At 70.0% G+C, this 21,985-nt stretch carries 18 protein-coding genes; 8 read left to right on the top strand and 10 right to left on the bottom strand.

Features of this window, described 5'->3' with window-relative positions:
* Nucleotides 1-97: 97 nt before the first annotated feature.
* On the top strand, nt 98-1,930 hold the full coding sequence (locus FD678_RS02075; RefSeq protein WP_140718938.1) for an ABC transporter ATP-binding protein: 1,833 nt from the start codon (nt 98-100) through the stop codon (nt 1,928-1,930).
* Nucleotides 1,931-1,991: 61 nt separating this feature from the next.
* On the opposite strand, the gene FD678_RS02070 is transcribed toward FD678_RS02075, so the two are convergent.
* The gene (locus tag FD678_RS02070) at nt 1,992-2,645 is read right to left on the bottom strand and encodes a TetR family transcriptional regulator (RefSeq protein WP_140718937.1); all 654 of its coding nucleotides are present in this window, start codon (nt 2,643-2,645) and stop codon (nt 1,992-1,994) included.
* Nucleotides 2,646-2,738: 93 nt separating this feature from the next.
* Between FD678_RS02070 and FD678_RS02065 the strand changes: the two genes are divergently transcribed.
* Nucleotides 2,739-3,404 (top strand): O-methyltransferase, encoded by a 666-nt coding sequence (locus FD678_RS02065; RefSeq protein WP_140718936.1) that lies wholly within the window; start codon nt 2,739-2,741, stop codon nt 3,402-3,404.
* A gap of 99 nt (nt 3,405-3,503) precedes the next feature.
* Here FD678_RS02065 and FD678_RS02060 read toward each other — a convergent pair whose 3' ends face one another.
* Both FD678_RS02060 and FD678_RS02055 read right to left on the bottom strand, forming a co-directional pair.
* Nucleotides 3,504-5,588 (bottom strand): TonB-dependent siderophore receptor, encoded by a 2,085-nt coding sequence (locus FD678_RS02060; protein ID WP_140718935.1) that lies wholly within the window; start codon nt 5,586-5,588, stop codon nt 3,504-3,506.
* Nucleotides 5,589-5,705: 117 nt separating this feature from the next.
* Nucleotides 5,706-6,719 carry an AraC family transcriptional regulator gene (locus tag FD678_RS02055; protein WP_140718934.1) on the bottom strand — a complete coding sequence of 338 codons (1,014 nt, stop codon included), beginning with the start codon at nt 6,717-6,719 and terminating at the stop codon, nt 5,706-5,708.
* 75 nt (nt 6,720-6,794) lie between these two features.
* Between FD678_RS02055 and FD678_RS02050 the strand changes: the two genes are divergently transcribed.
* Nucleotides 6,795-8,021: an MFS transporter gene (locus FD678_RS02050; protein WP_218569445.1), complete on the top strand. Its 1,227-nt coding sequence runs from the start codon at nt 6,795-6,797 to the stop codon at nt 8,019-8,021.
* Nucleotides 8,022-8,041: 20 nt separating this feature from the next.
* On the top strand, nt 8,042-9,085 hold the full coding sequence (locus FD678_RS02045) for an NADP-dependent oxidoreductase (RefSeq protein WP_140718933.1): 1,044 nt from the start codon (nt 8,042-8,044) through the stop codon (nt 9,083-9,085).
* Nucleotides 9,086-9,135: 50 nt separating this feature from the next.
* Here the strand turns inward: FD678_RS02045 and FD678_RS02040 are convergent, their stop codons facing one another.
* On the bottom strand, nt 9,136-10,953 hold the full coding sequence (locus FD678_RS02040) for a DUF885 domain-containing protein (protein ID WP_140718932.1): 1,818 nt from the start codon (nt 10,951-10,953) through the stop codon (nt 9,136-9,138).
* A 159-nt stretch (nt 10,954-11,112) separates the two neighbouring features.
* Between FD678_RS02040 and FD678_RS02035 the strand changes: the two genes are divergently transcribed.
* Entirely contained in the window at nt 11,113-11,469 is a 357-nt protein-coding gene (locus FD678_RS02035) for a GFA family protein (RefSeq protein ID WP_140718931.1), read from the top strand.
* Nucleotides 11,466-12,284 (top strand): DUF4349 domain-containing protein, encoded by an 819-nt coding sequence (locus FD678_RS02030; protein ID WP_218569444.1) that lies wholly within the window; start codon nt 11,466-11,468, stop codon nt 12,282-12,284. The genes FD678_RS02035 and FD678_RS02030 overlap by 4 nt, the downstream gene beginning before the upstream one ends.
* 731 nt (nt 12,285-13,015) lie before the next feature.
* Here FD678_RS02030 and FD678_RS02025 read toward each other — a convergent pair.
* The gene (locus FD678_RS02025; protein ID WP_140718930.1) at nt 13,016-13,309 is read right to left on the bottom strand and encodes a hypothetical protein; all 294 of its coding nucleotides are present in this window, start codon (nt 13,307-13,309) and stop codon (nt 13,016-13,018) included.
* Nucleotides 13,310-13,405: 96 nt separating this feature from the next.
* Nucleotides 13,406-14,395 (bottom strand): LysR substrate-binding domain-containing protein, encoded by a 990-nt coding sequence (locus FD678_RS02020; protein WP_140718929.1) that lies wholly within the window; start codon nt 14,393-14,395, stop codon nt 13,406-13,408.
* Between the two features lie 164 nt (nt 14,396-14,559).
* Between FD678_RS02020 and FD678_RS02015 the strand changes: the two genes are divergently transcribed.
* Nucleotides 14,560-15,456: a DMT family transporter gene (locus tag FD678_RS02015; protein ID WP_140718928.1), complete on the top strand. Its 897-nt coding sequence runs from the start codon at nt 14,560-14,562 to the stop codon at nt 15,454-15,456.
* A gap of 25 nt (nt 15,457-15,481) precedes the next feature.
* Nucleotides 15,482-15,976 (top strand): DinB family protein, encoded by a 495-nt coding sequence (locus FD678_RS02010; RefSeq protein WP_140718927.1) that lies wholly within the window; start codon nt 15,482-15,484, stop codon nt 15,974-15,976.
* 931 nt (nt 15,977-16,907) lie between these two features.
* Here FD678_RS02010 and FD678_RS02005 read toward each other — a convergent pair.
* The 4 genes from FD678_RS02005 to FD678_RS01990 form a co-directional block, all read right to left on the bottom strand.
* The gene (locus FD678_RS02005; RefSeq protein WP_140718926.1) at nt 16,908-17,816 is read right to left on the bottom strand and encodes a peptidylprolyl isomerase; all 909 of its coding nucleotides are present in this window, start codon (nt 17,814-17,816) and stop codon (nt 16,908-16,910) included.
* 231 nt (nt 17,817-18,047) lie between these two features.
* Nucleotides 18,048-18,500, bottom strand: a complete 453-nt coding sequence (locus FD678_RS02000; protein WP_140718925.1) for a DUF4442 domain-containing protein — start codon at nt 18,498-18,500, stop codon at nt 18,048-18,050.
* A 55-nt stretch (nt 18,501-18,555) separates the two neighbouring features.
* On the bottom strand, nt 18,556-20,175 hold the full coding sequence (locus FD678_RS01995; RefSeq protein ID WP_218569442.1) for a CHASE2 domain-containing protein: 1,620 nt from the start codon (nt 20,173-20,175) through the stop codon (nt 18,556-18,558).
* A gap of 2 nt (nt 20,176-20,177) precedes the next feature.
* Nucleotides 20,178-21,749: a FecR family protein gene (locus FD678_RS01990; RefSeq protein WP_140718924.1), complete on the bottom strand. Its 1,572-nt coding sequence runs from the start codon at nt 21,747-21,749 to the stop codon at nt 20,178-20,180.
* Nucleotides 21,750-21,985 lie beyond the last annotated feature (236 nt).

The raw sequence follows: 21,985 nt of genomic DNA, 5'->3' as shown, positions 1-21,985 counted from the left end.
TGCGGGGCCGGGCTCGCCGCGATCGGTTCGATCCCGTTCGCTTGACCACCACATCCAATGAGCTACCCTCGGCGCCTTTGTCGATTGGGGTCTGGCGATGTTCCGGTGGTTCGAATCCTTGGTGGAGGTGTTTCCTTCGCCGGAAAACCGCACGCCACCCGGTGCGGTATGGCGTTTCTACCTGCATTACCTGCGCCCGCTGTGGCCGGTCCTGCTGGCGACGCTGGTCGCCGGCCTGCTGTTGGCGCTGGTCGAAGTGGCGATGTTCGATTTCCTCGGTCGCATCGTCGACATGGTGGCCGAGCGCCCGGGCCCGGATTTCTTCCGGCGCCATGCCGTCGAGCTGCTGTGGATGGGAGGCATCACCCTGATCGCGCGCCCGCTGCTGGTGGGCGTGCACAACCTGCTGGTCAACCAGGCGATCGTGCCGGGGCTGAGCAACCGCGCGCGCTGGCTGATGCACAACTACGTGGTGCGGCAGAGCCTGTCGTTCTTCCAGAACGACTTCGCCGGCCGCATCGCCAACCGGGTGATGCAGACCGGCACCTCGCTGCGCGAGTCGGCGGTGCAGATGGTCGATGCGCTCTGGTACATCGTGGTCTACACCGGCAGCGCGCTGTACCTGTTCGCGCAGGCCGACCCGCTGCTGACCGCGCCGCTGCTGCTGTGGCTCGTCGCCTACGTGGCGCTGATGGTCCACTTCGTGCCGCGCATGAAGACCCGTGCGTGGATCGCCTCGGATGCGCGCTCCAAGGCGATGGGCCGGATCGTCGACGGCTACACCAACGTGGCGACGTTGAAGCTGTTCGCCCGGGCCGGGCGGGAGCAAGGCTACGTGCGCGAGGCGATCGACGAGCTGGCGGTCAAGCATCGCGCGCAGACCCGCGTGACCACCTCGATGGATACCTCGATCGCGATCATCAACGGCTTCCTGATCGTCGGCACCTGCGCGCTGGCGCTGTGGCTGTGGAGCCGCGGCCAGGTCAGCGTCGGCGCGATCACCGTGGCGACCGGCCTGGTGATCCGCATCCACAACATGTCCGGCTGGATCATGTGGACGATCAACGGCATCTTCGAGGACATCGGCACGGTGCAGGACGGCATGCAGACCATCTCGCGGCCGCTCACGGTGCAGGACGCGCCGGACGCGCGCGAACTGCAGGTGACGCGCGGCGAGGTGTGCTTCGAGGACATCCATTTCCACTACGGCAAGCAGGGCGGGGTGATCGCGGGGTTGGACCTGGAGGTGCGGCCGGGCGAGAAGATCGGCCTGGTCGGCCCGTCCGGCGCCGGCAAGTCGACGTTGGTCAACGTGCTGCTGCGCCTGTACGACCTGGAGAGCGGCCGCATCCTGATCGACGGGCAGGATGTGGCGCGGGTGACGCAGGAGAGCCTGCGCGCGCAGATCGGCGTGGTGACCCAGGACACCTCGCTGCTGCATCGCTCGATCCGCGACAACCTGCTGTACGGCCGGCCCGACGCCACCGAGGCGCAACTGCACGAAGCGGTGCGCAAGGCCCGCGCCGACAGCTTCATCGAGACGCTGGTGGACGGCGAGGGCCGGCGCGGCTACGAGGCGCACGTGGGCGAGCGCGGCGTGAAGCTGTCGGGCGGCCAGCGCCAGCGCATCGCGATCGCGCGGGTGCTGCTGAAGGACGCCCCGGTCCTGGTGCTGGACGAGGCCACCTCGGCGCTGGATTCGGAGGTCGAGGCCGCCATCCAGGACAGCCTCGACGAGCTGATGGCCGGCAAGACGGTGATCGCGATCGCGCACCGGCTCTCGACCATCGCGCGCATGGACAGGCTGGTGGTGATGGACCGCGGCGCGATCGTCGAGACCGGCACGCACGCCGAACTGGTCGCGCGCGGCGGGCTGTATGCGCGGCTGTGGGCGCGCCAGACCGGCGGGTTCGTGGCGGCGGAAGCCTGAGGCAACGCACCGCCGCGGTGCGCGTCGGCCCGCCCGGCAGGTTCCGTATCCGGGCGGCCCGCTACGGGGCGCGTCCCTTGGCGCTGGCTTCCGCCAGGCGTTCAAGGTAGGCGCAGAACATGTCCGCCATCGCGTCGGCGTAGGCGGCGATCTCCTCCGGCCGGCGCGGGCTTTCGGAGAACTGCTTGCCGGCGCCGCTGAGGGTATCGGTGATCAAGCCGCCGGCCCGAGCGCGGGTCGGCGCGTCGGCCCCGGGCAGCGCTTCGCGCATGAAATCGGCGAAGGCGCGTTCGCCCGCTTCGCGCGCCTGGCGCGCCTCCGGCGCGTGCCGGTAGAACGGCGCGGCATCGCCGAGCGCGACGCGCATGTCCGCTTCCTCGCACTCGGAGCGCACGAACGCATGCACCAGGGCGCGCAAGCGCTCGGCCGGCGGCTGCGCGCGATCGGCCATCAGGCGGGCCAGCAGGTTGCTGGTGTGGCGCCATTCGTCGCTCTGCAGGCGGAACAGGATCGCCGCCTTGTTGGGGAAGTACTGGTACAGCGAGCCGATGCTGACGCCGGCCTTCTCGGCGACTCGAGCGGTGGTGAAACGGGTGGCGCCTTCGGCGGCCAAAACCTGAGCGGCCGCCTGCAGGATCGCCGCCATCAGTTCGTTGGAACGCGCCTGTTTGGGCTGTTTGCGCTGGGAAATACGGGGCGCGCGCGGTGCGCTCATGGCCAGTCCCGGAATGCGATTAGAAAACGCGAATGATTGCTCGCATTCTAGTCCGGCGCGACGTGCACCTTCATTCCTTTCGGAGATTCACCAATGAACACCCCGGTTTTCCCCCTCCTGGCGCCGCTGCTGGACCGCCTGTTCGCCGAGGACGCCGCCGCCTCGCCCGTGGACAGCCCGGCCGTGGCCGCATTGTCCGCGGACGAGCAAGCGCGCCTGATGCGCAGCAAGACCGACTACCTGGATTTCTACGGCCGGTTGAAAGATCTGCCGCTGGCGGTCTCGCGGCGGACCGGCACGTTGCTGTACATGCTGGCCCGCAGTTGCCGGGCGCGCAGCATCGTCGAGTTCGGCACCTCCATCGGCATCTCCACGTTGCACCTGGCCGCCGCCTTGCGCGACAACGGAGGCGGCCGGCTGGTCACCAGCGAGTTCGAGCCGTCCAAGCTGGCGCGCGCACGCGCCAACCTCGAAGCGGGCGGCCTGCTCGACCTGGTGGAGATCCGTGCCGGCGACGCATTGCAGACCCTGGCTGCGGATCCGCCGGAGACGATCGACCTGTTGCTGCTGGATGGCGCCAAGGCCTTGTACCCGGAGGTGCTGGCGCTCCTGGAGCCGCGGTTGCGCCCGGGTGCGCTGGTGGTCGCCGACAACGCCGACTACAGCCCCGAGTACCTGGCGCGGGTGCGTTCGCCGGAAGCCGGCTACCTGTCGCTGGCGTTCGACGAGGACGTGGAACTGTCGATGCGGCTGGGCTGAGCCGGACTTCCATGCGCCGCATCGGAGAGCGATGGCGGCGCACGGAGGCGGTCAGTCCGAGCCGGGGCCGCCACCGCCCGGTGGCGGCCCGCCGCGGTCTCAGAAGCGGTAGGTCGCCGTGCCCACCATGTTGCGGGTGTTGCCGCTGAAGCAATCGCCGAAGTTGCGGCACGGCGCGAAGTATTCCTTGTCGAACAGATTGGTGACGCTCAGGGAGAACGTCCACGACGGCAGTTGCAGCTCCACCAGCGCGTCGACCAGCGTGTAGCTCGGCGTGCGCACGGTGCTGGTGGCGCCGGCCGAGATCGTGGATCCGACATGGCGGCCGCCAAGCCCGGTGCGCAGGCGCAGGCCGTCGTCCAGGACGAAGCCCTTGGCGAGCCAGACCGAGGCCAGGTCCTGTGGCGTATCGTTCAGGCGCCGGCCCACTTCCGGCGCGTAGTTGCTCCTGGTCACCTCGGCCTTGTTGTGGCTGTAGCTGGCCGTGACCGTTAAGTCGCCGGCGAAGGCGTAGGCGCCTTCCAGTTCCACGCCCTTGGACTGGATCTCGCCGGTCTGCACCACGTTGAGCACGTTGTCCGGGTCGTTGGTCTGGCGATTGGTCTCGGTGATGCGGTAGGCCGCCAGCGTCAGCAGCGCACCGGGGGCGGGCTGCCACTTCGCGCCCGCTTCCACCTGGCGGCCGCGCATCGGTTCGAAGGCACGACCGTACAGGTCCTGGCCGGTCACCGGCAGGAACGACTCGCTGTAGCTCAGGTAGGGCGATACGCCGGCGCCGACGTCGCCGATCAGGCCGATGCGGTAGGTGGTGGCGTTGTCGGTCTGCGCCGATACCCCTTCGGTCTTGGTACGGGCGCGGTCGCGGCGCGCTCCGAGCACCAGCGAGACGCGGTCGGCGTAGCGGAGCTGGTCCTGCACGTAGACGCCCGTCTGGGTGGTGCGCTGGTCGGGCAGGCGATCCCAGCCGTCGATGGCGACCCCGGCCGAGACCGGCGCGTAGATGTCGATCGGCGTGGCCGTGGCCCGCAGGTTCGACGAATCCTCGCGGAAATCGGTGTAGTCCACGCCGGCCAGCAGCAGGTGCCGGAAGGCGCCGGTGGTGAAGTCGAACTGCAACGAGTTGTCGGCGGTGGTGATGCGGTCGTGCGGCTTCACGCCGTAGGCCGTCCGCTTGACCACGCGGCCGTCGGCATCGATGAACGGGTTTTCGGGCTTCTCGTAGACGTTGGGGAACAGCTCGCGGAATTCCACCTTGGAGTCGATGTAGCGCAGGTTGGAACGCCAGGTCACCGTGTCGTTGAAGGCGTGGTCCAACAGCATGGCGGCGCTGAACAGGCGTGCGTCGAGCTTGTCGAAATCCTTGTCGCCGAGGAAGGTGGACGGATCGAGCTTGCGTCCCGGCGGCGCCTTCAGCGTTGCCACGACCGGCAGGAACTGCTGGCTGGAGGCGGTCTCGTCGTGCTGGTAGCTGGCCAGGAAGGTGATATTGGTGCGCTCGCCGCGCCAGGTGAGCGACGGTGCCAGGTAGATGCGGTCGTCGTCGATCTTGTCGGTCTGCATGCCCGAATCGCGGAACACGCCGACCACGCGCCCCGCCAGCGAATCGCCGAGCGCGCCGGTGACGTCGCCTTGCAGTTGCTTGCGCCGGAAGTTGCCGACCTGCACGCCGATCTCGCCGCCGTCCTGGAAGCTGGGGCGCTTGCTCATGGCGTTGATGATGCCGCCGGTGGCGCCGGCGCCGTACAGCACCGAGGAGGGGCCGCGCAGCACTTCCACCCGCTCCAGCCCGTAGACCTCCGGGCGGGCCATCGGGTTGAAGCCGTAGACGCGGCGCATGCCGTCCAGGTATTGCACCGGGTCCAGGCCGCGGATGGTGCTGCCGTCGCCGCGGGTATCCAGGCCCCAGGCGTCGGCGGTGACACCGGCGCTGTAGCGCAGGGTTTCCTGCAGGTTGCGCGCGCCGCGGTCGGTGAACAACTGCGAAGTCACCACGCTGATCGCCTGCGGGGTTTCCACCAGGGGCGTGTCGGTCTTGGTGGCGGTGCTGGCGCGATCGGCCACCACGGTCACGCCGTCCAGCGTGCGTGCGTCGACGTCGTGCGCCTGGGCCATGGCGGCCGCGAGCAGGGCGGGCGCCGCCAGCGACAGCGCGGCGACGGTGTGGCGGCGAAGATCGCCCGGCATGTTCAATCCCCCGATGAAGTCAGGGGCGGGATTATGGGAATCCAATGATGAGGATGCAAATTATTCGCAGTTGCGTGGCGGCCACGCAGGCGCGGAGCGGGCTGGCCGATCGCCGCCTCAAGCGGCGGTGCGGGCCTGCGGCCGCACCGCGCTCGGCGGCACGCCGATGATGCGCTTGAAGGCGCGGCTGAAGGACGCCTCGCTGTCGTAGCCCAGGCGCCCGGCGGCCACCGCCACGCGCATGCCTTCCTGCTCGATCCAGCGGCGTGCGCGGAACATCTTGACCTTGGCGACGTAGCGCGCCGGGCTCTCGCCGACGGTGCGCGTGAACGATTCGGCGAAGCGCGAGCGCGAGGCGCCCATCAGGTCGGCGAGCTCGGCGACGCTCCAATCGCGCTCCGGTTCGGCATGCACGGCCGCGATCACCTTGCCGATCTTGGGGCAGTGCACCGCCGCGATCCAGCCGCTGGCGTCGCTGCAGGCGCATTCCACCCAGGCGCGGATGATGCTGGCGGCGAGCACGTCGGCCATGCGCGCGAGGATGCCGCAGGCGCCGATGCGGTCCAGCGACGCCTCGCGCTCCATCGCTTCCAGCAGCACCGGCACGGCCGGGTCGCGCTTGAGCAGGTCGCCGGCCAGCATCTGCTCCGGCATCATCGCCAGCAGCGGGTGCAGCGGGTCCAGGTTGAAGCGCATCGCCCCGCAGAACAGTACGTCCGGCGGCGGAGGCTCGGCCTTGCCGCCGTCGCCGCCGGTGCCGTCGCAACCGCGCTTGCAGACGAGGTAGACGTCGTCGCACACCGGCGTGCGCGCGCAACTGCCGATCTCCACCGTGGGCACGTCCGGCGCGCTGGCCAGCACGTGCGCGCTGCCACGCGGCAGCAACACCGCGTCGCCGGCCTGCAGCCGCTTCCATTCCGCGCCCTCCACGCGCAACCATGCGCCGCCGCGTGCGACGAAATGGAAGCGCGCATCGCGCTGCGCCGGAAACGCCAGCGACCACGGCGCCTGCAATTCGCAGCGGCCGTACTCCACGCCGTCCAGGCGCAGGCCCAGCAACACCTGGGTCAGCATGTCCGGGGGCGTCTGGGCCGAGGCGATCGGGGAGGGTTGGGAGGATTGGACAAGCATTATGGGTTTTCCGGCATGGAAACGCCAGAATCATACGCCTAATCTGCCGGTCCCTTCACTTCCCGGTCCCCCACCGTGATCCCCGACACCCGTTCCGACCCCGCCTCCGGCCCTGTTCAGCCCGACGCTCCCGCCGCCGCCAACTGGTGGGCGGTGGGCGCCATGACGTTGGGCGTGTTCGGCCTGGTCACCGCGGAATTCCTGCCGGCCAGCCTGTTGACCGCGATGGCGGCCGACCTGGCGGTCAGCGAAGGCGCGGCCGGGCAGAGCGTCACCGCGACCGCCCTGGTGGCCGCGGTGGCCGCCCCGGCATTGCCGCTGCTGACCCGGCGCCTGGACCGCCGCCAGGTGATGTTCGGCCTCACGCTGCTGTTGCTGTTGTCGAATGTCCTGGCGGTGATGGCGCACACCCTGTCCACGCTGCTGGTGGCGCGCGTCGTGCTGGGCGTGGCGCTGGGCGGCTTCTGGGCGATGGCCGCGCCGCTGGCGATGCGCCTTGTGCCGGAGTCGCTGTTCCCGCGCGCGATGTCGCTGATCCTCACCGGCGTCTCGGTCGCCACGGTCTGCGCGGCCCCGGTAGGCGCGTGGATGGGGGACACCTGGGGCTGGCGCAGCGCCTTCATGGCGGCCGGCGCGGTCTCGCTGCTGACCCTGCTGGCGCAACTGCTCAGCCTGCCGGCGCTCAAGCCGCGCGCGCAGTCGGACCTGCAGGTGCTCGGGCACCTGCTGGCGCGGCCCGGCATCCGCGTGGTGCTGCTGGCGGTGCTGCTGGTGATCTCGGGCCACTTCGCCGGCTTCACCTACGTGCGCCCGTTGATGGAGAACGTCAGCCATCTGTCGCTGAGCGCGATCTCGGCGGTGCTGCTGGCCTACGGCATCGGCGGCTTCTTCGGCAACCTGTTCGGCGGCTACCTGGCGGGGCGCAGCGAGCGCCTAGCGATCATGTTCGGCAGCGTGACCATCTCCTTGCTGGCCGCCAGCCTGCTGGTGCGCGGCGAGTCGGCGCTGGTGGCCGCGGTGGCGATCACCTTGTGGGGCTTCGCCTTCGCCGCATTCCCGGTCGGTTTCCAGATCTGGATCGTGCGCGCCGCGCCGGACCAGGCCGAAGGCGCCAGTGGCCTGCTGGTGGCGGCCTTCCAGGTGGCCATCGCCAGCGGCGCGGTGGGCGGCGGCGTCCTCGTGGACCACATGGGGGCGCTCGGGGCGCCGCTGTTCGCGCTGGTCACCATGGTGCTGGGCGCGATGCTGACCTGGCACCGCGGTCCGCGCGTCGGCCAGGAGTCGGTCGGCGAAGCGGCCTGAAGCACACGATGGAGAACCCGATGCAAAGCACGTCTTCCGCGGCGGGATCGCCGGTCAACCGCCGCATCGTCCTCGCCGCGCGGCCGCAGGGCCTGCCGGGCGCCCGGGATTTCCGCCTCGAGCAGGTGCCCGTGCCGTCGCCGGAGGAGGGCGAGGTGCTGCTGCGCACGCACTATCTCTCGCTCGATCCGTACATGCGCAACCTGATGGACGAGATCGGGCCCGGCTATGCGCCGCCGCTGGCGCTGGGCGAGGTGATGGTCGGCGGCACCGTCAGCCGCGTGGTCGAATCGCGCCATCCCGGCTTCGAGGCGGGCCAGCTCGTGCTGGCGCAGGCCGGCTGGCAGGACTATGCGCTGTCCGACGGAACCGGCCTGGAACGCCTGGGCGACATGGAGCGGCCGTCGTTGGCATTGGGCGCGCTTGGCATGCCCGGCTTCACCGCCTACGTCGGCCTGCTCGACATAGGGCAGCCGCGGCCGGGCGACACCGTGGTGGTGGCCGCGGCCACCGGCGCGGTCGGGGCGATGGTCGGGCAGATCGCCCGCCTGAAGGGTCTGCGCGTGGTCGGCATCGCCGGCGGTGCCGACAAATGCCGGCATGCGGTGGGGACGCTCGGCTTCGATGCCTGCGTGGACCGCTACGACGAGGACTTCGCGCAGCGGCTCGCCGCGGCCTGCCCGTCGGGGATCGACGTGTACTTCGAGAACGTCGGCGGCGCGGTGCTGGAGGCGGTGCTGCCGCTGCTGAACATCGGCGCGCGCGTGCCGGTGTGCGGTTTCATCGCCCACTACAACGCGGCCGGCGAGGCGCCGGGGCCGGACAGGTCGGCCAGGCTGCTGGCGACCGTGCTGAGCAAGCGCGTGCGCATGGAGGGTTTCATCATCCTCGACCACTACGCCACGCGCCACGCCGAGTTCCGCCGCGAGGCGGAAGCCTGGATCGCGGCCGGCCTCATCCACCCGACCGAGGACATCGTCGATGGCCTGGAGCAGGCGCCTGCGGCGTTCGCCGGGCTGCTCCAGGGGCGCAACTTCGGCAAGCTCGTCGTGCGGGTGGCCTAGAGCCTGGATTCCAGGAAGTGCCCGGCCCGGCCGGGCACTTCCGTTGCCGGTCACTCGATCGGCTGGTCCAGCATCAGCTCGCGCACGAAGCGCACCGGCGGCGCGCCGTACGACAGCACCTGGTCGTGGTAGGCCTTGAGGTCGAACTTGTCGCCCAGCTTCTCCTGCACCGCCTTGCGCATGTCCAGGTGTTCCTGCACGCCGACGAAGTAGGTCGGCAGCTGCGCCGAGGACAGCTGCGCGCGCACCCATTTGCCGGCCGCCTCGCTCTCCTGCTGGAACGCGTCGTGGGTCATCAGGTGCATCGCCTGCTCGCGGCTCCAGCCGTCCACGTGCACGCCCTGGTCGAGGATCGCGTTGGCGATGGTGCGCAGGTAGAACTTCAGCTGCACCAGGTGGAACAGCGGGTCGTTGTCCAGGTAGCCCTGCTCCTGCATCATCCGCTCGGTGTAGACCGCCCAGCCCTCGGCGAACATCCCCGAGCGCAGCACGCCGCGCAGCGTGGAGGGGAACTTGGCCGAGTGCCAGCCTTCCAGGTAGTGGCCGGGGATGCCTTCGTGGATCGACAGCAGGTGGATCATCCGCGAGTTGTACTCGCGCAGGAACGAATCGACCTGCGCCTGCGACCAGTCGTCCGGGATCGGCGAGATCGCGTAGAAGGTCTTCAGGTTCTTGTCGAGCGGGCCGGGCGAGTCGCAGTAGGCGACCGCGACGCCGCGCTGGAACTCCGGCATCAGGATCACGTCCACAGGCGCGTCCGGCAGCGTCACCAGGTCGTGCGCGCGCACGAAGTCGGTGGCCGACTTCAGCGAGGCCTTGGCGTCCTCGACCACCTTGTCGCGCGCCGGGCGCTCGGCGTAGGCCAGCTCCAGCGCGGCCTCGATGGCCTTCTGCTGCTGCTCGTCGCTGGGCGCGTCCGGCAGGGCCGGGGCGCCGGGCTTGTCCTTCAGCACGGTGCGGGCGATCCCGTACATCTCCTCGCGCACGCGCTTGAGTTCGGACTCGGCGCGCTGCTTGATGTCGGCGCGCGAGAGCGAGGACAGCAGCGCGAACTTCAGCTTCTGGTCGTACTTCTCCGCGCCGATGCGGAAATCGCCCTTGGCGTTCGGCACCAGGGTCTTGTCCAGCCATTCCTGCTGCTCGGCGACCGCCTTCTTCAGCGTCTCGATCGCGGCGCGGGTGCGTTCGGCATCGGCCGGCGCCAGTTCGCCCAGGTGCGGGGTGATGAAGGCGTCGACGATGGAGAGGATGCCCTTGTTCTGCTTGGCGACGGTCTCGGCGTGGATCTTCGGCACGCGCGCCGGGTCCAGGTTCTCGCGGGCCTGGGCGAAGACCTGCGGGATCTTCTCCATGCGCTCGGTGGCGGACTTGATGCGCTCGGGCAGCGGCGCGAACTCGCGCGCCATCAGGCCGTAGATCGCGCTGCCGGCCAGGCCGTTGTAGAGCTGCGGGTCCCAGGCCCAGCTCTGCAGCGTCTCGGTGCCCCAGATGTCCGACTGCAGCTGGTTGCGCAGGATCGCCGCATCGACCTGGTTCTCGCGCGAGAGCCTGGCGACGTCGATCGCGTCCAGCTCGGCCAGCAGGGCCTTGCCGGCGCCCAGGCTCTTCTGCCGGCCGGCCGCGCTGAGGTCGTCGATCTGCGTGTCGAAGCGATGGTCGCCGATCTGGGTGGCGTTGACCGGCGAGAGCTGCATCCAGGTGTCGAGCGCCTTCTTCGACAGCTCGGCGAAGCGGGCGTCCACGGCCGGGTCGGCGGCCGGGCTGGCCGTGGCGCTGGCGGCGGAGGACGAGGCGGACGACGGGGATTCGGCCTGCTGGCAGCCGGCGAGGGCGGCGAGCAGGGCGGCGGCGAGCAGATGCTTGCGCATGGGATGACCTTGGGTGGACGAAACCCCCAGCATACGGCGCCCGCCGCCCGGGCACCCCTGCCGTTGGATGGGGCCGGGTCCATCGGGCCGGCTCGTCGCGTCCCGTCCCACGGGCCGTCGCTCGCTCTAAACTGGCGCTTTCCAAGGGAGGGTACGCACATGAAGTACGCAGGCAGCTGTCATTGCGGGGCGGTCGCGTTCGACCTGGAGGCCGAGCCGGCCATCGCCGAGGTCTACGACTGCAATTGCTCCATGTGCAGGCGCCGCGGCGGCCTGCTGTGGTTCGGTCCGCACGCATCGTTGTCCCTGCACGGCGATCCGGCCGGGCTGGCCACCTACCGGTTCAACCACCATCACATCGATCACCACCATTGCACCGTATGCGGCATCGCGCCTTTCAGCGAGGGCACCGATCCTCGCACCGGCGAGCGGATGGTGGCGGTGAACGTGCGCTGCCTGCCGGAGGTGGACCTGTCCACGCTGAAGGTGGTGCCGATCGACGGAGCGCGCCTGTGACCCTGCGCATGCTCGGCCTCGCCGCCGCGGCGCTGGTCGCGGTGGGCTGCAGCCGCCAGGGCGGCGAAGGTTCCGCGGCGGAGAGTTTTGCCGCCATCGCGCCAGCGGCGCCGGCGGCCTCGGCCAAGATGCTGCAGGCGCCCGAAGGGACCTTCCTCGCCTACGAGACGGACGTGCAGGTGCGCGTGCCGGCGGCGGAGATCCCCAAGCGCATCGATGCGGTGCAGCAGGCCTGCCAGCAGGCGCGCTTCGGCGATTGCGCGGTGCTGTCGGTGTCGCAGCAGGGCGGGCCCTACGCGAGCGGCGACATCGAGCTGCGGATCGCGCCGGCCGGGGTCGAACCGATCCTGAAGCTGGCCGGAGAGGGCGGCGAACTGGCCTCGCGCAGCACGCGCGCGGAGGACCTGGCCCAGCAGGTCGCCGACAACCGGATGACGCAGGAGCGGTTGCAGAAGGAGCATGCGCGCCTGCTCGAATTCCAGCAGCGCGGCGACCTGAAGGTGGCCGACCTGCTCGCGATCTCGCAGCGGCTGGCCGAGATCGAGGCCTCCGCGGAAGCGGCGCAGCGCGAGGCGGCGCAGCAGCGCCGTCGTATCGATACGCAGAAGGTCACGATCGCTTATCGCGCCACCGGCGGGGAGCAGGGACGCAGCGAGATCGGCGAAGCGTTCGCGGAAAGCGGCCGGATCTTCGCGGGGAGCGTGGCGTTCCTGGTGCGTGCGGTGGCGGGATTGGCGCCGGTCGCGATCGTGGTGGTGGTGTTGTTGGCGGTGTTGCGCGGGTGGTGGCGCAGGCGGCGCAAGCGCGGCGCGTGACAGATTGGCCATGTGGATGGGAGGTTTGCGCTTCCCGTGGAGCCCATCCCATCCACGTGGTTCTCGCTATTGCCGGCCGGTAAAGGGTGGCGTGAGGTCCTCTTCTTGGGGCGAAGACGTGTGGCCCGCGAGCCACTGGCTCGCACGCGCCTGAGCGTCCAGCGCGCGAAGCGAGGTACTCCGAAGGAGCGGATGAGGGTACGAGTGAGGCCTTGGGATCCTTGCCATCGCCATTCCCGCGAACGCAGGAGTGCTTTCAGCAGCCGAAGTGCTTCATGACAGCCGAATGTGGCTGGTCATGGCTGATCATCCCGGGATTTTTTCGCCATCCATCCGACCCCCATTATCCATCTATCGTCATCCCCGCGAAGGCGGGGATCCAGGGACGTTGCTCTTGGCTTTGGGGTCTTTGGCAATCAAGGCAAAGGCTTTCGCCTTCGGTCAGTCACTTTTCTTCGCTTGTGCACGCGCGCCGCAGGAGCGGCGCCGCCCGGCGAATGCCCGCCCGCCGGGAGCGAAGCGGTGCTTCGCCTTTTTCCGCCCTGCCGCGGCGAAAAACGACGTGCAGCCATGCACATCGCCCTTCGGGTTTTTCCCGCCGACTCCGCCGCTTCGGAGGGGCCGCGCCTCAGTGACGCTCGCAGTCCATACAAGGTTGGCGCACGCCGCGCGAGGAGGGGCCACCCCGATCCAATGCAAGATCACGGGCAACAGCAACAACTGCTGCTGCCTCAGCCTTCGTCCTCTTCGAATTCGACGAACACGTCCAGTTCCCGTGCCAGCTCTTCAACCGCATCGCGCACCTTCTGCGCAGTGGCGTCGTTGCCGGCTTCCACTTCGATCTCGTGGGTGCCGGGGCCTTCGTCGTCGGGCAGTCCGGCCGAACTGGAGTCGTCGTCGTCCAGGTGGGACATCAGGTCGTCCACTTCCTCGACGTGCTCGATGCCGTCCAGGCTCAGCAACAGGTTGCCGATGGCGCGGGCGTCGTCTTCGCTGCCGGTGATCCGAAGGCGTAGTGTCGGCATGGTCGTCGCTCCGTGGTGAGGGACGTCCAGCCTAGGCGGGCCGCGGGCAACGCGAGGTGATGGCGCGCGGATGCAGGGCAGTCCGGCGTGTCGATGTCACGCGCCTGGGCCCGCGCGGGGCGGGCGCCTGCGTTCGCGCGTCCGTCCGCTGCCGGTGGCCGGCAATCCCGCCAGGTCGGCCGGCAAGGCCGGCATCGGCGTGCGTTCGTCGCCGGCCTCGCGCTTGAGCCAGTCGATGAACAGCGCCGCGGCCGGGCTCGGTGCGCGGTGCGTGGGGTAGACGATGTAGTACGAGGGCCGGGCGCGCAGGACCGGTCCCGGCAGGCGTACCAGCTCATGGCGCTGCAGGTACGGCTGGGCGATGTGCTTGCGCGCCAGCGCCGCGCCGATGCCGTACACGGCCGCGCGCATCACGTCGGTGCTGTCGTTGAAGCTGTGCATCGGCGGCAGCTCCAGGCCGTGCACGCCCGCGGCGCGGAACCAGTCGCGCCAGCCCTGCGGCGACAGGTCGGTGAGCAGCGTCAGCGCCGCCACGTCGCGCGCGCCGCGCAGCCCGGCGACCTGGGGCAGGGCGGGCGAGGCCACCGGGAACAGTTCCTCGTCCATCAGGTGATGGGCGGTGAGTCCCGGCCAGGCGCCTTCGCCATAGCGGATGCCCAGGTCCGGGCCGCCTTCCTCGAAGCGCGAGAATGCGCTGTCGGTCTGCACCTCGAGGCGGATATGCGGGTGCGCCTGGCAGAAGCGCGGCAGCCGCGGCAGCAGCCAGCAGTACGACAGCGAGCGCAGCGTGGTGATGCGCAGCGGCGCGGCGTCCGGGCGCGGATGCAGGTTGCCGGCCACCGCGGCGATGTCGTTGAGCGCGGCGCTGGCGGCGTCGGCCAGTTGCCGGCCCTCGGGAGTGAGCTTGACGCCGCGCGCGTGGCGTTGGAACAGCGTCGTGCCGAGCAGCGTTTCCAGCTTGCGCACGTGATGGCTGACCGCGCTGGCGGTGAGGTGCAGTTCTTCGGCGGCATGCGCGAAGTTCTGGTGGCGGGCCGCCGCAGCGAACACGCCGAGCGCAGGCAGCAGGGTCGGGCGGAGCTTCATCGAGACGTGAGTGAGATTTGTGGCTCGCCGCGATACTACTCGCTTGTGGCCGGCGGGTCCGAGGTGGATGCTCGCATCCTCTCCCACCGGGTTCCTGCCATGCGTGCCGTGTCGTCCGCCGTCGTGCCTTGTCCTTCCGCAGCGCCTGCCAAGGCGGTGTCGCCATGAGCGGCGCGCAGGGCGAGGCGGTGGCGGCGACGCTGGCGGCGAGCCGCGATTGGCGGACGCCGGTCGAGCTGCTGTTCCTCGGCGTGGTCTGGGGCTGTTCGTTCCTGTTCATGCGGGTGGCGGCGCCGGCGTTCGGGCCGTTCGCGCTGGTCGAGCTGCGGTTGACGCTGGGCGCGCTGGTGCTGCTGCCGTTCCTGTGGCTGGCGCGCCAGCGCTTCCCGCTGCGGCGCTGGCCGGTGCTGGCCGGGATCGGCGTGCTCAACTCGGTGCTGCCGTTCCTGCTGTTCGCCTGGGGAGCCGAGCGCGCGCCGGCGGCGATCGGGGCGATCTGCAATGCGATGACGGTGCTGTTCACCGCCCTGGTGGCGTTCCTGTTCTTCGGCGAGAAGATCGGCGCGCGCCGCGCCGGCGCCTTGCTGGTCGGCTTCGCCGGGGTGGTCGTGCTGGCCACCGGCAAGGCGGGCGGCCTGAGCGTCGGCCCGGCCGCGCTGGCCGGCGCCACCGCGTCGCTGCTGTACGGGATCGGCTACAACCTGGTGAAGCGGCACATGGCGGACCTGCCGCCGGCCGCGTCGGCCGCGGCCACGCTGAGCGCGAGCGCGCTGTTGCTGTCGCCGCTGGCCTGGTCGCACTGGCCGGAAGCGGCGGTCCCGGCGCGCGCCTGGGCGTGCGCGGTGGCGCTCGGCGTGGTCTGCACCGGCCTGGCGTACCTGCTGTACTACCGCCTGATCCATCGCATCGGCCCGGCCCGCGCTTCGACCGTGACCTACCTGATCCCGGTGTTCGGCGCGCTGTTGGCCTGGTTGATCCTCGACGAGCCGCTGACCTGGACGATGCTGCTGGCCGGCGTGCTGATCCTGGGCAGCGTGGCGGTCAGCCAGCGCGCGCGTTGAGCCGGACGAGAGGCCGGGCAGTCGCATGGAAAGGCAGTTCGCATACAAGGCGTGGGCCAACGCGGAGATACTCGACGCGCTCGCGCGGATCGATGCCTCGAGATATCCGGAGCAGCGCAAGCTCGCCATCCGCCTGGTCAACCATACCCATGTGGTGGACCGCATCTTCGCCGCGCACCTGAGCGGTGCACGGCATGGCTTCCAGGACACGAACACCCCGGAGACGCCCACGGTCGAACGACTGCGCGAGCAGGTCGCCGAGTCCGACGCCTGGTACCGGGATTACGTCGGCAGGCTCGACAGGCAGTCGCTGCACGAATCCATCGCCTTCATCTTCACCGACGGCGACAGCGGCACCATGACGCGCGAGGAGATCCTGTTCCATGTCCTGGCGCATGGGACCTACCACCGCGGCAATGTCGGCATGGTGCTGGCCGAATGCGGCATCGACCGCCCCCGCGACTCGTTCACCCGCTTCCTGCATGCGACCGAGCCGGGTCGCCGCCGCGCGAGGGATTAAGATCCGCGCTTGTTTCTCCAGCTCGTTTCTCCAACGGGCCGCTTGCTCCCCGGGCTGCAAGCGCATTTCTCCCGCTCGCGAGGTGAGGTCGCGCAAAGCGCCGGATGAGGCCGCTTTGGCCGGAGCACATTCCCCCATCCGCCCTGCGGGCACCTTCCCCCGCAAGCGGGAGAAGGGAAAAGCCGGTGTTTCTTCGGCTCGTTTCTCCAACTGGCTGCTTGCTACCCGGCTGCAAGCGCACTTCCTTCTCCCGCTTGCGGGAGAAGATGGCGCAAAGCGCCGGATGAGGCCGCTTTGGCCGGTACACATTCCCCCATCCACATCTCCGGGCACCTTCCCCCGCGAGCGGGAGAAGGGAAAAGCAGGTGTTTCTCCGGCTCGTTTCTCCAACGGGCCGCTTGCCCTCGGGGCTGCAAACGCATTTCCTTCTCCCGCTCGCGGGAGGAGGTGGCGCAAAGCGCCGGATGAGGGCCTTTGGCCGGTGCACATTCCCCCATCCGCCCTCCGGGCACCTTCCCTCGCAAGCGGGAGAAGGGAAAAGCCGGTGTTTCTCCGGCTCGTTTCTCCAGCTGGCCGCTTGCTACCCGGGCTGCAAGCGCACTTCCTTCTCCCGCTTGCGGGAGAAGATGGCGCAAAGCGCCGGATGAGGGCCTTTGGCCGGTGCACATTCCCCCATCCGCCCTGCGGGCACCTTCCCCCGCAAGCGGGAGAAGGGAAAAGCAGGTGTTCTCCGGCTCGTTTCTCCAACGGGCCGCTTGCCCTCGGGGCTGCAGGCGCATTTCCTTCTCCCGCTCGCGGGAGAAGGTGGCGCAAAGCGCCGGATGAGGGCCGCTTTGGCCGGTGCACATTCCCCCATCCACCCCCGGCACCTTCCCCCGCAAGCGGGAGAAGGGAAAAACCGGGTTCCCGGTCGATCGGTATCTCTGCGCGATCAACCTTTCGTTGGCGCACGCACCGGGACCGGTACGTTGCACAGGTCGATGTGCCCGGCCGGACGCTTGTAGAAGTCGTCGACGCGGTTGCGGCGCGCCTCGGTCGCGTCGCGGAAGGTCTGGCTGTCGGTGCGCAGCACCTGCAGGGGCGTGCGCTCGGTTTCGGGCACCTCGCTGGCCAGGCGGATCGCGCGGATCGGCGTGCGCTGCGCGGGATCCTCGTAGAAGCCCATCGGCGGCGGGCCGCGCCGGATCGTGCTGAGCAGTTCCATGCCCTGGACCACGCGCCCGACCACGGTGATGTTGTCGTCGAGCTGGCGCGGCGACTGGCCGATCACCACGTACAGTTCGGCGCCGATGCTGCTGTCGTCGGCGTTGTTGCGGCCGGCGCCCAGCATGCCGTAGCAGTGCGCCAGCCAGGCGGTGCCCTTCTTCGGGTCGCGCGCGGCGGGAAAGCCGGCGACGAAGCCCACCTCCGGCGCCCAGCCGTCGCTGTCGGGCAGGCGGTCGAAGGCCAGCCCGGCGGCGGGACGATGGAACTCGGCGGGCAGGTGGGTCCTGGCGCTGCCCAGCGACTTGGCCTTGCCGGGTTCTTCCCCGTCCGGATCGCCGAACTGCACGACGAAGTTGTCCTGCGCGCGATAGATGCTCAGCCCATCCCAGAAGCGCTCGTGCGCCAGCGTGCGGATGTTGGCGACATGCTCCGGCGCGAACTCCGGCGCCAGCTCGATGATCACCCGCCCGGCGTCCAGTTCCATGTACAGCGTGCGCGCCGGATCCAGCGTGCGCCAGGCCGAAGCGGGCGAGGCGTCGAGGATCTGCTGGGCGCTGCGATAGGGCGTGGCGGCATCGGCGCAGGTACAGGCGAGCAGGGCGGCGCAGGCCAGGGCAAGGCGGGTGGCGGGCATCGGCGTATCCAGGACGGGATCGGCCGATTGTGAGCGAGCCGCGGGCTGCGGTACAGCGAAGTCCGGCTTCCGGATCGGCTGGCACGCGCGGGATGGATCGCGCGGGATGGATTGCAGGAGTGGTTCCTGTGGGTGCGGCTTTTGTGGGAGCGGCTTCAGCCGCGATGGGGCTTTACCGGTAAAACCCCATCGCGGCGGGAGCCGCACCCACAAGAAGCAGAGCCTGGCGCTCTAGGTTCGCGCAGGTTTGCGTTTGACGTACAACTGCTTGCGCACGCGCGCGACCACGTCGCCCTGGGCGTCGGTCACCTCGTTCTCGAACCAGCGCAGGTACTTCTCGCCGCCGGCGGTGGCGGCGCGGATCTCTTCCAGCAACGCATCGTCCAGCCGGAACTCGGCCACGACCGTGCCGCGCCCGGGCTTGACGAACTCGATGGTCCCGGCCTTGTCCCAGACGTAGTAGTCGCGGCCGACGTTGTGCATCACCAGCAGCATCCAGAACGGGTCGGTCATCGCGAACAGGCTGCCGCCGAAGTGGGTACGCACGTAATTGCGGTTCCACGGGCGCATGCGCAGCTCGACCCGGGCATGGCGATAGTCCTCGGCCAGGGTGGTCACGTGGATGCCGGTGAACAGGAACGGCGGCCACAGGTTGAGACCGAATCTGAGCAACCCTGCCTTCATGCGCAGCTCCATGGATCACAAAAGACGGAGCTTACCATTCGCATGGGTATGGTGGTCAGGGGCGCGCGCTGGCGGCGTAGCCGTCGCGCCCCCCTTCCTTGGCCCGGTACAAGGCCGCGTCGGCCTGGGCGAAGAAGCCCTGGGTGCTCTGGTCGGGGTTCCCGGGGACCGCGCTGTGCACTCCGAGCGTCACGGTGATGGCGGGCGGATGCCGCGGATCGGCGGCGTGCAGTTCATGGACATGGGCGAGCAGGTGCTCGGCGCACTGGCAGGCCTTTTCCCGCGGCGTCTCCGGCAACAGCAGGGCGAACTCGTCGCCGCCCAGGCGTGCGGCCAGGTCGCGCGCGCGCCGGGCATGCGCGCGCGCGGCCCCGGCGATGCCGCGCAATACCAGGTCGCCGGTCGGGTGGCCGAGCCGGTCGTTGACCTGCTTGAAGTGATCGACGTCGATGAGGATCAGGGCCAGCGGTTTCCCGCTTCGACGGGCGGCCTCGAATTCGCGGGCGAACGCGGTTTCGAAGCCGCGGCGGTTGGCGAGCCCGGTCAGCGGGTCGCGTTCGGCCAGGGTCCGCCAGTGGTGCAGGTGGATGCCGAGCCATGCCGCGAAGACCGCGGCCGTGGTGATCATGGCCGGTGCGATCGCGGTCCCGCGTTCGGCGCCCAGCAGCAGGAGCAGGCCGGCCAGGGCGATGCCGCCGAGGGCGACGACCGGGGCAGCCACCCAGCCGCGCCGGCGTTGCGCAGGCAGGGTGGCGACCCAGGCGCCCGCGGCGGCCAGGAACGCCGCCAGCAGCATCCGCAGCGTGGGAGGCAGTGGAGTGACTGCCTTGGACTGCAGCAGCATCGAGGCGACATTGGCCTGGACTTCCGCCCCGCTCATCCAGGTCTGCTGCGACATGGGGGTCAGGAACCGCGGGCCGAGGCCGCTGGCGGTCACGCCGACGATGACGTTGCGGCCGCGCAACAGGTTCGAAGGCACCCGGCCTTCGATCACGTCGATGTAGGAAAACGTGGGAAAGGTGCCGGGAGGGCCGGCATAGCGGATGCCTGCATAGGCGTCGCGGTGCCAGCGATAGGCGGTGCCATCGCCCGGGATGTTCGAGCGCAGCCCGGGAGGCGGCGGCTCGACTCCGGCCAGGGTGGCGCCGAGCGCGGGCCAGTGGGCATCGCCGAGCCCCGCGCGCAGGTACACGCCCCGGGTCACGCCGTCGGCGTCGCGCTCCAGGTCGGTATGCCCGAAACAATGGGTGCCGGCCGCAACGGTGGGCGTGGGCAGCAGTTCCTGCGGCGGGAGGGCCGCGTCCATGCTAGGGATCACCGGCAGACAGATGCGCCCGTTGCGGGCGATCGCTGTGCCCAGCGTGCGGTCGTCGTCCGGGGCGCGGCTGTCGGGCTCGCTGAACACGAGATCCAGTGCCACCGCATTGGCGCCGGCCGCGCTCAGCTGGTCCACCAGGCGCGCGTGCACCGCGCGCGGCCAAGGCCAGCTTCCCAGCGCCTGCAGGCTGCGGTCGTCGATCGCGATGATCGCCAGTCTCGGATCGGGCGGCACCGGCCAGTTGCGCACCGCCATGTCCTGGATCTGCCTGTCCTGCCGCCACGACAACCCGGACCAGGACAGCGCGCCGGCGACCAGCGTGGCGGCGGCGACCAGCGTCCAGCGCAAGCGCGACATCGCTACAACGCCAAGAGCAACAGCAGGCTGCCGCCGGCGATGCCGTAGCAGGTGTAGCAGCGCAGCGCGATCTGCTGCGGCTCGGAGAACGGTGCGGCGTAGCCATCGTCGTCGAGGGTCTGCACGCGCACGTACCAGGTGCCACCCCATGGCCGCTTCAGGCTGACCTGCGGCTGGTCGACCACTTCGTCCAGCTTTGGTCGCGCGAAATCCGGCTTGCGGGCGAGCTGCACGCGATAGCGCTGGCCCGGGGCGCCGGCCTGCCAGCGCAAGGTCAGGCGTCCCTTTTCGTTCTCAGGCGCCAGCCCCGGGTCGACCGGGGCGTCGCTGACCTGCAAGGCCAAGGGCTGGCCGAACGGCCCCAGGTGGCCTTCCGCGGCGCGCGAGGCCACGCGCCAGTAATAGTTGCCGGGCGGCAACGGTTGCGGCGCGCGGGCGCGCACGCCCTTGACGTCCTGTTCGAACACCAGGTCGGCGAAGGCTTCATCGTGCGCGACCTGCAGCCGCGTCGCGGCGGCGTCCGGATGGCGGGTCCATTCGAAGCGCGGTTGCGGCTGGTGGACTTGCGCGTCGGCGAGCGGGGCAATGGTCAGGGGCGGCGTCGGGGTGGCCGCCACGTCGAGCGCGTGGACGGCGTCCTCGCCCTCGATGCCGTAATCGGTGATGGCGCGGACCAGCAACCGGTATTGGCCCGGTTCCAGCCCGTCGAGCTGCAACGAAGGCTGCGTGGTCTCGCGGGCATAGCGCAACACCTGCGGGCGCTCGGCTTCGACCGCCTCGATGCGGTATCCGCTGGCGCCCGGCACCGGTGCCCAGGCCAGCCGGAACGGCGGCGTGTCCAGCCGGCTCGCGGCGGCGTCGAAGACCGGGGCCGGCAGCAGCGGTTCCTGCTGCGGCGCGCTCGCAGCCCCCTGTCGCGCGGCCTGCCCGGGGCGCAGCAGGCGCTGGGCCTTGCCGCTCTCGACCTGCACCACGCCATGCAGCACCTCGGTCGCGCCACGCCCGTCGTCCGCACCCGCGGCGACGCGGAAACGGGTACCGCGCACGCTGCTGCTGCCATTGGGCGTATCGATGATGTATCGCGAGGCGGGGCCGCGGGCCGGGGCGACCTCGTTGAGGAGCCGCCCGGTCTCCAGGCGCACCTCGGTGTCGACCATGCCCGTGGCGCCGTACCGGCTCATCCGGTCGAACCGCACGCGAGTGCTCTCGCGCAGCTGCATCTGCGAACCGTCGGCGAACTCGACGGTGGCGCTGGCATCGGGGCCGGTTTGCAGTTGCGCACCGATCTGCAACGGCATGCCGGTCGTGGCCGGCAGCACGACGTGCCCGGTCAGCACCTGGACGCCGCCGCGTACCGCGATCAGCCGCGCCGGCGCCGGTTGCACCCGCAGCCATGGGATCGGGAAGCGCAGGGTACGGCCGGGCGGCAGCGCGTACGGGTCGGCGACCGCATTGAAGCTGCCCAGGCGCTGCCAGGGGACGTCCGGCTTGAGATAGCGCGCGCTGAGGTCCCACAGCGTGTCTCCCGGGCGCACGCGGTAGTTCCAGTCCGCGGCCTGGACCGGCATCGACATCGCAAGAAGACAGAGCAAAAGGCAGCGGACCGCTTGGCTCCACGGGAAACGCGACTGGCGGCGGGAGAGCAAAGACAAAGGCGGCACAGTTTCCTCGAAGACGCAGGACCGCAGGCCGGTGGGAAGCGCGTCGGCTTCGTGCCGTCCTTTAGCCGTGGGGTGGAGCAACCGCGGTCGATTCCGCGTTCAATAATGTGACGCAGTGCGCCCAATTATGCGGCATATCCCGGTGTCCC

This window comes from Pseudomonas sp. Hp2, from assembly GCF_006386585.1.
Lineage (GTDB): Bacteria > Pseudomonadota > Gammaproteobacteria > Xanthomonadales > Xanthomonadaceae > Pseudomonas_S > Pseudomonas_S boreopolis.
Note: the sequence above shows the minus strand (reverse complement) of the source record. Positions and strands in the feature narration are given on the sequence as shown.